Source organism: Alloprevotella tannerae ATCC 51259, from assembly GCF_000159995.1.
Classification (GTDB): Bacteria; Bacteroidota; Bacteroidia; order Bacteroidales; family Bacteroidaceae; genus Alloprevotella; species Alloprevotella tannerae.
The window spans coordinates 1-11,974 of sequence record NZ_GG700644.1 but is presented as its reverse complement, the minus strand read 5'-3'; the positions used below and the strand labels follow the sequence as shown (position 1 = coordinate 11,974).

General features: G+C 40.5%; 7 protein-coding genes and 4 tRNA genes. 6 read left to right on the top strand and 5 right to left on the bottom strand.

Annotated features, from left to right (window positions below; all coding sequences use genetic code 11):
• The first annotated feature begins 2 nt into the window (after nucleotides 1-2).
• The 6 genes from GCWU000325_RS10455 (at nucleotide 3) to GCWU000325_RS10430 (ending at nucleotide 10,488) form a co-directional block, all read left to right on the top strand.
• A complete protein-coding gene (locus GCWU000325_RS10455) occupies nucleotides 3-2,450 on the top strand; it encodes a polysaccharide biosynthesis tyrosine autokinase (protein ID WP_006256608.1) in 2,448 nt (815 codons plus the stop codon).
• 875 nt (nucleotides 2,451-3,325) lie between these two features.
• Nucleotides 3,326-5,854, top strand: coding sequence for an ATP-dependent Clp protease ATP-binding subunit (locus tag GCWU000325_RS10450; RefSeq protein WP_040599870.1), 2,529 nt, complete (start codon nucleotides 3,326-3,328; stop codon nucleotides 5,852-5,854).
• 54 nt (nucleotides 5,855-5,908) lie between these two features.
• On the top strand, nucleotides 5,909-6,466 hold the full coding sequence (rfbC, locus tag GCWU000325_RS10445) for a dTDP-4-dehydrorhamnose 3,5-epimerase (RefSeq protein WP_006256606.1): 558 nt from the start codon (nucleotides 5,909-5,911) through the stop codon (nucleotides 6,464-6,466).
• Between the two features lie 22 nt (nucleotides 6,467-6,488).
• Nucleotides 6,489-8,270, top strand: a complete 1,782-nt coding sequence (lepA, locus tag GCWU000325_RS10440; RefSeq protein WP_006256605.1) for a translation elongation factor 4 — start codon at nucleotides 6,489-6,491, stop codon at nucleotides 8,268-8,270.
• Between the two features lie 63 nt (nucleotides 8,271-8,333).
• Nucleotides 8,334-9,083, top strand: a complete 750-nt coding sequence (locus GCWU000325_RS10435) for a cell division ATP-binding protein FtsE (RefSeq protein WP_006256604.1) — start codon at nucleotides 8,334-8,336, stop codon at nucleotides 9,081-9,083.
• Between the two features lie 19 nt (nucleotides 9,084-9,102).
• Nucleotides 9,103-10,488, top strand: coding sequence for an aspartate kinase (locus GCWU000325_RS10430; RefSeq protein WP_006256603.1), 1,386 nt, complete (start codon nucleotides 9,103-9,105; stop codon nucleotides 10,486-10,488).
• 78 nt (nucleotides 10,489-10,566) lie between these two features.
• Here the strand turns inward: GCWU000325_RS10430 and GCWU000325_RS10425 are convergent, their stop codons facing one another.
• From GCWU000325_RS10425 to GCWU000325_RS10405, 5 genes are all read right to left on the bottom strand, one after another.
• Nucleotides 10,567-11,133 carry a hypothetical protein gene (locus GCWU000325_RS10425; RefSeq protein WP_006256602.1) on the bottom strand — a complete coding sequence of 189 codons (567 nt, stop codon included), beginning with the start codon at nucleotides 11,131-11,133 and terminating at the stop codon, nucleotides 10,567-10,569.
• A gap of 115 nt (nucleotides 11,134-11,248) precedes the next feature.
• Nucleotides 11,249-11,321 (bottom strand) — tRNA-Gly (locus tag GCWU000325_RS10420).
• A gap of 10 nt (nucleotides 11,322-11,331) precedes the next feature.
• A tRNA-Leu gene (locus tag GCWU000325_RS10415) sits at nucleotides 11,332-11,415 on the bottom strand.
• 25 nt (nucleotides 11,416-11,440) lie between these two features.
• A tRNA-Leu gene (locus GCWU000325_RS10410) sits at nucleotides 11,441-11,523 on the bottom strand.
• 27 nt (nucleotides 11,524-11,550) lie between these two features.
• A tRNA-Gly gene (locus tag GCWU000325_RS10405) sits at nucleotides 11,551-11,623 on the bottom strand.
• Between the last annotated feature and the right edge of the window lie 351 nt (nucleotides 11,624-11,974).

Below are 11,974 nucleotides of genomic sequence, written 5' to 3'. Positions count from 1 at the left end.
ATATGGAATATTCACAGAAAAACGAGGTACAGAACTCCGAGTTTAAGATTGTCCCTTTCTTGCTTCTTTGCTATCATGTGTTTTTAGCAAAATGGCGTTGGTTTGCTTTCTCTATAATTGTTTGTGTAGCTTGTGGTTGGTATTACCAACAAATACAACCGCGAGTGTATACGCGTCAAGCAACAATGCTTATCGAAGGTGGGAATGGTAGTGGTCGTGGCGGATTTTCAAGTTCAAGGAATCGTGGTAGCGGCTTAAACACGATGATGGACTTTAATGGCGTTACGATTGGTGATAATCTTTCTAATGAACTTTTCATCCTTACTACACGCCGATTGATGCGTAAAGTAGTTGACAGCTTAGGTTTAGACGTAGATTATACGACAAAGAATGCTCTCCATCGTATTGCTTTGTATGACAACCGTCCATTTGATGTTAGTTTTGGAACTAAGACAAGCGTTCCTGCAAATTTCCAAGCAGAGATTATGCCAGGCGGGAAAGTACGCCTGTTTGATTTCAAACTAAATGGGGAGGAATATAGTGATGACATTGAGACTGCTCCAGAGCAAGCTGTCAAGACTCCATTGGGCGTATTGAAGATATCGAAAAATGCTACTTTTGAAGAATTCTCCAAAGGAAAAGTTATAACTGTAGATTATATACCTGCTGATCTAGCTGCACGCCGTTACCAAGGAGAAATATCAGCAACGGTGCAAGATCAAGAAAGCTCTTTGATTGTGCTGACTTGTCAAGATATTAATATAGCTCGAGCAACAGACATTATTAATACGTTGTTCAGTTGTTATAAGCAAGATGTCGTTGATAACAAGAATCGCGTAGGGCAAAACACGGCACATTTTATCGATGAAAGACTCTCTTTAATTGGCTCTGAACTTGCTGGAGTCGAAGGTCGCCTTGCCTCTTTGAAGGAAAGTAATCGCATTGTAGATTTTAAGACTGCTGCAGACCAATACTCGTCAATGAGCGTAACTGCGCGTCAAAGCTCAGTAGATTTGCAATCACAAGTTTCTGTGGCGCGCTACTTGAAAGATTTTATGCAGAATAATAGCAATAAGCATCAGCTTATCCCTGTATTAAATCTTCCGGACGCAACCTTTGCAGGCTTAGTGAATGAGTATAATACAATGATGATAGAGCGAAATAGTACGGAGAAGAATAGTAGCCCGAACTCGCCGCTTGTGAAGGATTTGGATAGCAAGTTGACGACGATGCGTAACACGATTCTTTCTTCTGTTCGCAGCTATGTAAAGACACTTGAGATGCGTGCAAAAAGCGCTCGTTCAAATGAAAGTGTAATTAATGGAGAAGTGAGTCGCGCACCAGGTTTGGAGCGTCGCGCATTAAGTATAGGTCGCCAACAAAATTTGAAAGAGGCCTTGTATACATATTTGATGAATAAACGTGAAGAGGTTGCATTACAGCTTGCTGTGAATGATGCTAACGTTCGTTTAGTTGAAGATCCACTAGGCTCGAATACTCCGATATCTCCAAGTCGATCAACAATTATCTTGATTAGTTTGTTGATTGGACTATTAATTCCTACACTGATACTCACGATACGTAGGTTAATGGATATTACAGTTTCAGGTCGTCACGATGTTGAGGAAGCTACAACAATTCCTTTGGTCGGCGAGCTGCCCACTTGGGAAGAAGGAGGAGATGATGGCTTGATAACTACTTGCTCGTCTGATGCTCCGATTGTGGAGGCCTTTCGTATGTTGCGTTATGGCTTGAACTTTATGCGTCATTCTGCAAAAGTTTGTGTCGTAACTTCTTCAACGCCCGGACAAGGTAAAAGCTTTATATCCCGTAATCTAGCTGCGATTATGGGTATGGCTAATAAGCGTGTATTGCTAGTTGATGCTGATATTAGAAAGCGTACATTAAGTTCGAAGTTTGGGCGTTCTAATGGCTTAACTGGATGGTTAGTTGATGAGGAAGAAAAGCTCTCGTTGGATGAGATTATTATAAAGGATGGTGTTGCCAAGCAAGTGGATTTTCTTCCAGCTGGTATGCTTCCCCCTAACCCATCTGAGTTATTAATGTCTAGTAGACTTGAGGCATTGGTAGAAGAGGCACGCGAGTTGTATGATTTTATTATTATTGATACAACACCTATCTTAGCTGTGTCTGATGCAAGCATTGTTGATAGAGTGGCAGACGTTACCTTGTTCGTCATTCGTGTTGGTGTTCAGGTGCGTGCTTTCTTGCCTGAGCTTGAAAAAATGAATAAAGATAAGAAATATCGTCACCTTTGCATTGCGCTTAATGACGTTGATGTTAAAGCTAAGTATGGCTATGGATACGGCTATGGGTATGGTTACGGATACGGTTATGGCAACTATAGTTATGGCTATGGAGAACAATATAATAATCGGAAAAGTAAAAAGAAATTGTCAGGGCGTCTCTTATCAAAACTAAGAAAATAACGTCTTCTGCTTTTTATTAGTATAAAAGAGGGTTGCATTACTTATTTAAAGCGTGCAACTCTCTTTTATTTTATGTTTGGTTTGTTTTTATAGCTGCATTCTTTTTCCGTATTTTCTTTATAGTCGATTGAATATGCCAGTTCGTGATAAGTTCAATACGAAAATGTTCTAACCACCTTGATTTTTCTACATATACAGACAGTGTCTCAGGCTTATTGTCTATAGTTCTTTGCACATTGATACAAAGCTTGTTTTGTTCTGAATTCGTCGAACTCATGTTAAATACAATTTTAAGCAACACGAATCAAATTTTATCAACGCAGGAAACGTGCGATGTTCACTAGAAGTATGTATCTTCCACAGTCATTTAATTTATCATCACCCCACCCTTCATCTGCATCTTATACATTTACTTTTGACTCGAGCATCTATTAGCTAACCTAAAAGTGTGCATACAATCAATCAGTACATAACGAGTCATTATGAATCAACAATTCGTTTGGCGGCAGCAAACCATAGTTTGTCCCTAGCATACAATTGTTTGGCGACTGCAAACTATGGTTTGCTGCCGCCAAACAAAAATAATAAGTGTCTAACAAGCACATAAATTATAGCAGAGACTACAAATACCATCTTAAAATAGATCAGAAAAAGGAATCGGCACAACATTTGCATATTATTGTCATTCACAGCTTCGACTGGAAGAACAAAAATGCAAGAATTGCAAGTCCGGAAAGCGATTTGACAGACATATGGCCTGATTTATTCACTTGTTGAAAAATATGCAGGGTTAATAACTTGGAATGTGCCTATTTGCGCTTGGTTTTACGCGCGTCAAATGCTATCTTTGCAACGTAAAATATGAGGAAGAATTTATGACTTACGAACTTTCTGCGGCATTGACAAACATTCTAACATATAGCAAAACAGAGGCAATTCGTTTTAAACAACCAATAGTTGACGAATTGTGCCTTTTCCTCGGTTTACTACACAACGGCAATAGTAGAATTGCAGATTTACTGCGTTCTACCGGAGTCTCAATAGAAGCTCTTCGTGATGCAATAGAACATCAATTTACAGTCTCTGTTGAAACATTGGACGCTGTTTCAGATAATATTATTTTAAATGAAACTTGTCGGCGTATTCTTAGACTCTCGGTCTTAGAAGCGCGCCGTGCAGGCAGTAAAATGGCTGATGAAGACCACCTCTTACTGGCTATATTACGAGATAAAGATAATAAATGTCTGCCTATCCTACATCAAAATAATATCACTTATAGCGGTATTGCTTCTTTGCTAAATCCGACATCAGAAGTAAGTGCTGGATTTGGTGTAGCAGATGAGGCACCTGAAGGTTTTCCGGATGAGAAACCACAAGGCGATTACAAACACAGCGAAACAAAAACTCGCGACAAGCAGACAAGCGACACGCCTGTAATAGACAACTTCGGCACAGACCTTACAAAGTTGGCTGCTGATGAAGCTCTAGATCCAGTCATCGGACGCGAGAATGAAATACAACGCATTGCACAGATCCTAAGTCGACGTAAAAAGAACAATCCCATTCTCATTGGAGAACCAGGCGTGGGGAAAAGTGCCGTCGTAGAAGGGCTAGCCAACTTGATTATCTCAGGTAAAGTGCCTCGTATCTTACAGCATAGACGCATTGTATCCTTAGATATGGCAAGCATAGTAGCAGGAACGCAATATCGTGGACAGTTTGAAGATCGTCTGCAACGCTTAATTAAAGAATTGCGCGCACATAGCGAAATAATACTTTTCATCGACGAGATCCATACAATTATAGGTGCAGGTTCGGCTCCCGGAAGTCTTGACGCTGCAAACATTCTAAAGCCGGCTTTAGCACGTGGAGAAATCCAATGCATTGGAGCAACGACGACAGATGAATATCGCAAGACAATTGAGAAAGATGGTGCACTTGAAAGGCGTTTTCAAAAGATTCAATTAGCGCCAACAACCCCAGAACAGACATTGGAGATACTTCGTAACTTGAAAAAGAGATATGAAGAACACCACAATGTGGCCTATACGGACGATGCATTACACGCATGTGTCAACCTTACGACTCGCTATATTAGTGGTCGCGCATTACCAGATAAAGCGATCGATGCCTTGGACGAAGCTGGAAGCCGCGTGCATATTTCCGGTGTGAAAGTGCCAGAGAATATTGAAAAATTAGAGAAATGCATTGCTGATTTAAAGCGACATAAAACAGAAGCAGCGAAGGCTCAAAACTATGAGTTGGCAGCAAACCTGCGTGATGAAGTTGCTCAGTTGACGGATAAATTGGAACACGCCAATAAAGACTGGATTGACTCCCTCAAAGAAGACCGCCCTACGGTAACAGCAGAAGATATTTCTACTATCGTATCTATGATGAGCGGCATCCCTGTACAACGTATGGCGCAAGATGAAAGCATACGCTTAAAAGGTATGAAAGCAGCTTTGCAAGCAAAAGTAATCTCTCAAGACGAGGCTATCAGCCATTTGGTAAGAGCAATCACGCGCAATCGCCTTGGCTTAAAAGGTACAGATAGACCTATTGGTACTTTCTTATTCGTAGGTCCGACAGGTGTGGGTAAAACCTATCTTGTAAAATGTCTCGCAGAGTGGATGTTTGGCAGCAAAGAAGATCTAATTCGCATTGATATGAGCGAATATGGTGAAAAATATAGCACGAGTCGTTTAGTTGGTGCGCCTCCGGGATACGTTGGCTATGATGAGGGAGGTCAGTTGACGGAGAAAGTTCGCCGCCATCCATATTCTGTAATTCTGCTTGACGAGATTGAGAAAGCACATCCAGATGTCTTCAACACCTTGCTTCAGGTAATGGACGAAGGGCGACTAACAGATGGCAACGGAACAACCGTAGATTTTCGCAACACCATTATTATTATGACATCAAATAGCGGCACGCGCCAATTAAAAGACTTTGGTAGAGGCATAGGCTTCAAGGAAGCTGCTACAGATGATGCTGATGGAAAAATGGTAGAACAGATTATCCGCAAAGCCTTACAAAAGCAATTCTCGCCAGAATTTTTGAATCGACTAGATGATATTATCACATTCCATCCTTTAACAGAAGCGGACGCTGGAAAAATTGCAGACCTAGAAATAGGGGCTTTAAAGGAGCGCTTAGAAAAAATGCAGTTATCGCTTGAGCTTACGACTGCGGCTAAAGACTATGTGGTCAAGAAAGGCTTTAATGTACAATATGGTGCCCGCTCACTTAAGCGTTCTATTCAAGCCAACATCGAAGATGCAATTTGCGATCTTATTATGAATGAGACGCAAGATAAAACAGAGCAGCCACAAACAATACGCTTTGACGTAGTAGATGAGAAGTTAGTGGCACAGTTTACCTCCCCCACTTCGATGCCTTAACTTTATAACAAATCAAACGAAGCCGTAAAAGGTTATCTACAAAATTAATTTGGTATGAACTACATTTCAACAGCAATAAACGGAGTATATATCTTGGAACCTCGCGTTTTTGAAGACGCACGAGGATATTTTATGGAAACTTGGCGCAAAGCTGATTTTGACAAGGCTATCGGATATGAAGTCAACTTTATTCAGGATAACCAATCAAAGTCATCTCTTGGCGTACTTAGAGGCTTGCATTATCAAAAAGGAGATACATCTCAAGCAAAGTTGGTACGAGTACTTCAAGGGTGCGTTGTTGACGTAGCAGTAGATCTACGCCGCTCTTCTCCTACATTTGGAAAGTATGTTGCAGTAGAGCTCAGCGATAAGAACCAGCGGCAATTATTTATTCCACGAGGCTTTGCCCACGGTTTTCAAGTAACGAGCGAAACGGCTGTTTTTGCTTATAAAGTAGATAACATATATTCGCCAACAACAGAGGCAAGCATACGCTTTGATGATCCTACTTTAGCTATAGAGTGGCCTATTCAAGACCAAAACATCATTAAGCTTAGCGATAAAGATTTACAGCATTCGGTAAACTTTGAAGCAGCAGAATTATTTGACTAAAGACTTCCTTTATCTCACTTATATGAGGAACATTCGCAACTTTTGCATAATTGCGCACATCGACCACGGTAAAAGCACTTTGGCTGATCGCCTACTAGAGTTCACGCAGACAATAAAAGTCACAGAAGGCCAAATGCTAGACGATATGGATTTAGAAAAAGAGCGCGGCATTACGATCAAAAGTCATGCCATACAAATGGAATATAAACTTGAGGGAGAAACCTATACGCTCAATCTCATAGATACGCCGGGACACGTCGACTTCTCATATGAAGTATCTCGAAGTATTGCAGCTTGCGAAGGATGCCTCTTATTGGTAGACTCCACACAAGGTGTACAGGCTCAGACTATCTCAAATTTATATATGGCCATTGAACATGACTTGATGATTATCCCAGTCCTAAGTAAATGTGATATGGTCAACGCTATGCCAGAACAAGTTGAGGACGAAATTATAGAACTCCTAGGATGTAAGCGAGAAGAAATCATCCACACTTCTGGCCGCACAGGTGAAGGTGTCACAGACATTTTAGAAGCTGTCATTAAGCAGATACCCTCTCCTCAAGGTGATGAAAATAAACCTCTGCAAGCTATGATCTTCGACAGCGTGTTTAATCCTTTCCGTGGAATTATTGCCTACTTTAAGATTATTAATGGAACTATACGCAAAGGAGAAGAGGTCATATTCGTTAATACAAAAGAGAAGTATACTGCGGATGAAATTGGCGTTTTAAAGATGGACCTTGTCCCACGCAACATTTTACATTGCGGTGATGTGGGCTACATTGTGAGTGGTATAAAAACGGCTACAGAAGTTAAAGTCGGAGACACAATTACTTCTATTGGAAATCCTTGTGATAAAGCAATTGAAGGCTTTGAAGAGGTAAAGCCAATGGTCTTTGCCGGTGTCTATCCTGTAGAACCTGAAGATTTTGAAAATCTGAGAACCAGTTTGGAAAAACTACAACTCAACGATGCTTCCCTTTCTTTTTCTCCAGAATCCTCTGTAGCCTTAGGTTTCGGGTTTCGCTGTGGCTTCTTAGGTCTACTTCATATGGAAATCATTCAAGAGCGCTTAGATCGTGAGTTTAATATGAACGTCATTACAACTGTTCCTAATGTAAATTATCACGTATTTGACCGCCACGGGAATATGCTGGAAGTTCATAATCCAGCTGGTATGCCTGACGTCACAGAGATTGAACACATCGAAGAGCCTTACATTCGTGCCTCTATTATTACGAAGACAGACTATATTGGATCTATTATGACCCTATGTTTAGGTAAACGAGGCGAATTGATCAAGCAAGAATATGTTTCCGGAGATCGTGTTGAACTCTATTATGATATGCCTTTAGCAGAAATTGTCATTGACTTCTATGATAAACTAAAGTCAATCTCTAAGGGCTATGCATCTTTTGACTACCACCCTATAGAATTTAGACAATCCAAATTAGTAAAGTTAGACATCTTGCTTAACAGCGAACCGGTCGATGCGCTTTCTACGTTAACTCACGCTGATAATTCGGTTAATTTTGGACGAAGAATGTGCGAAAAATTAAAAGAATTATTGCCTCGCCAACAGTTTGACATTGCTATTCAAGCAGCTATCGGCGCCAAGATTATAGCAAGAGAAACTGTAAAACAATTGCGAAAAGACGTTACGGCCAAATGTTATGGTGGCGACATCAGTCGCAAGCGAAAACTTTTAGAAAAACAAAAACGAGGTAAGAAGAGAATGAAGCAAATAGGCAACGTTCAAGTGCCACAGAAAGCATTCTTGGCTGTTCTGAAATTGGATTAAAAGTTTCTCTACTACACATTATTTATAAGCACATACGATATTACTCCTAAAATAAAGTCTGTTATGGAAGATCTACAAAGTACGCATATAGAAGAATGCTCAATGATCAAGCCTCTCATTGAGCTAGAAAATGTCTCAATTTTCCTAGATGACAAGGAAATCTTGAAGGAAGTAAACTTCAAGGCCAATACAGGAGATTTCATCTATATAATAGGTAATGTTGGATCTGGCAAAAGCTCTTTATTGAAGACTCTATATGGTGAACTTCCTATTACAGAAGGGTCAATCTCAGTATTGGAACAAGACTTATGCAAACTTAAGTCAAAACACCTGCCAGTTCTTCGGCAACGTTTAGGTATTGTTTTCCAAGACTTCCGACTACTTGCACAACAGACTGTACACGATAATTTGGATGTTGTTTTACGCTCTACTGGGAAAAAGAAAAAAGCTGACCGTGAACAACGTATCGGAGAAGTTTTATCACTTGTCGGCTTAACAGATAAAGCCAGCAATTTCCCACACGAATTATCTGGTGGAGAACAACAACGCATCTCCATTGCTCGTGCTCTACTGAATAATCCAAAAATAATCCTAGCAGACGAACCAACAGGTAATCTTGATCGTCAAGCAGGAGATCACATCATAGAGTTGCTACGTTCGGTTTCAGACCAAGGTACAGCGGTCATAATGGTTACACATAATCTGACTGCTCTGGAGCGCTATCCAGGAATTGTATATCGCTGCGAAAATAATCGTCTATACGAAGTGGGTGAAAATTACAACACCCCGAAGACATCTGACAACGAGAAATAATAAGACAAGGCTACAGGACATGAAAGTTTTAAAATTTGGAGGGACTTCTGTTGGGACACCAGCACGAATGAAAAATGTTTGCCAGCTAATCGCAAAAGAGAAGAAGAACATTGTTGTACTTTCAGCAATGTCGGGAACGACTAATTCGCTCATTGAAATTTCCAACTATTTCGAAAAGAATAACCCTGAAGCTGCTCATATTGCCATTGACCAATTACGCAAAAAATATAATGCTCACGTAACGACCTTATATGAAAGTGCAGAAATAACAGAGAAAACTATAAAATTCTTAGACGAAGAATTCACCTATCTCCACACCTTCGCTGGTGTAGAATATAGTGAGACGGTTTACCGCACGATCGTAGCGCAAGGAGAAATAATCAGCACTAACATGCTGGCCAATTATTTGCAAGAGAAAGGCGTTAATGTAGCCCTTATCTCTGCATTAGACTTTATGCGGCTAGCTGAAAATGGAGAACCAGACCAAAATTATATTCGTACGCACCTTTTAGAGGTGTTGGAAAAAAACAACGATTGTGATCTTTATTTGACGCAAGGCTTTATTGCGTGTGATGCATCCGGTAAAATTGCCAATCTACAACGTGGAGGTTCTGACTATACAGCATCTTTGATTGGTGCAGCCTTAAAAGCTGATGAAATACAGATATGGACTGATATAGATGGTATGCACAACAACGATCCGCGCTTGGTTGAAGGAACTGTTGCAGTTCGCCACCTCAACTTTGAGGAAGCTGCAGAGTTAGCCTATTTCGGCGCAAAGATTTTACACCCCACCTGTATCCAACCAGCACGCTATGCTGGTGTACCCGTTAGGCTGCTCAACACAATGGCTCCAACGGCAAAAGGCACAATTATCGACAATGAACTAATCCCTCACGTTATAAAATCTATCGCAGCTAAGGACGACATTACGGCAGTAAAGATTGTATCAAGCCGAATGCTCCTTGCTACGGGTTTCTTGCGCAAAGTTTTTGAAATCTTCGAGACATTTAATACCAGCATTGATATGGTAACGACTTCTGAGGTCGGCGTATCGTTGAGTATCGACAACAAAATGCACTTGACGCAAATTGTTGAAGAGCTGAAAAAATATGGAACGGTAGTTGTTGAAGAAAACATGTGCATTATTTGCGTTGTGGGAGATTTAAGATGGATGAATGTGGGCTGCGAATCTTGCATCACTGCCGCACTTCATGATATTCCTATACGTATGATTAGCTTTGGCGGTTCCGATCACAACATTAGCTTCCTTGTACGCGAAGAAGACAAAAAAGAAGCATTACAGGCCTTAAGCTATCATCTATTCTCACCAAAGTGCGATGGCAGTAAGGCTTTTGAAAAATCAAAAAGCTGTAAACAAAGTTGCCTAAAGAGCAAACTTTAAGCCTAAAGCATTCATAAGAAATAAGGGAAACATAGTTGGTCTACGTTCCCCTTTAATATAAAATTGCCAATTAGATTTTTAACCCAAAGGATTCTCACCTACATATTCGAAGTCAAAATTCGAACCTTTACAAGAAGGGAATTGACTTCTAGGATCAACATCATTTCTATTCTTTAAGTGGGCTAAAATTGCATCATAGCATTCTTTGCCACTCATCGTCTCCACCAAAGCTTCAAATACGGTATCTTGATATTGAAATTTGTTCGTACCAGGAATTAACACTACTCGTTTAAAAGTCAATGAACCTCTGTACCAACCGAAGTTTTCTTCTTGCAACATTGATACTTTTATTTCTTTCCGAGAAGAAAGATCCAGCCCTTGAGGCTTTAATGCATTAAAAGAATCTTTTCTATTGGCTTTAAACTCTTCCATAGAAGATGCAGTCGTTTTAATAAGAATAAAGTAAATATGGGGACGTATCTTTAAACGCTTAGGATATGTCGTTTCACTATTAATGTAGTCTTTTATTTCATCAACAATTTCGTCCGTCAACTCAACATCTGGAATAGCTTGAAGAAACTGAATTACTCCATCTTCATCACTCACCAGCGTATCAAAGTCAAAAAAGCGTACGTAAATATTCATTACCTAAGAATTAAATTAAGTCGCATCTATTTATTATTAAACACAATAAATACGTCTCTATTAATAATAAAACAGATAAGTTGGTCCTAAAAGAACAAATTGAGTGTTTTTATTGAGCGGCAAACGGGATTCGGACCCGCGACCTCAACCTTGGCAAGGTTGCGCTCTACCAACTGAGCTATTGCCGCAATAAAAGAGTGAAGAGGAGGAGACTCGAACTCCCACGACACAATTGTCACTACCCCCTCAAAGTAGCGCGTCTACCAATTCCGCCACCTCTCCATTTCTTTTTCTAAAGTCATAGTAGTGCCCAGAACAGGACTCGAACCTGCACAACATTGCTGTCACTAGTACCTGAAACTAGCGCGTCTACCATTCCGCCACCTGGGCTTTCAAGACTTTTGTTTCAATAAAAAGAGCGGCAAACGGGATTCGGACCCGCGACCTCAACCTTGGCAAGGTTGCGCTCTACCAACTGAGCTATTGCCGCATTATTTGCGTTTTCTCTCAAACGCGGTGCAAAGGTACAACATTTTTTGAAAGGACAAAGTATTGCCACGAAAAAAATGCTTTTCTGATATTATTTTCTCCGGCATAAGGCCCAACTATAAGCAGAAAGGTCTTTTGTCTCTTAATTATTGCTGTCCGATAAACGTCAAAAAGAGTAGGAAAGACCGCCTCAATCGCTGAAACAATGCGGTTGAGGTTCTCTTTTTGGCATTCCAAGCCCCCCCCCTAATCAAAAAGCGAAGGCATTTGAGGGCTTTCGGCCGCTTCTTTCAGGCATGCTTCCCAATCTTTTTCGGGATGATTAAAGAGGCTGTAGAAATCCACATAGTAC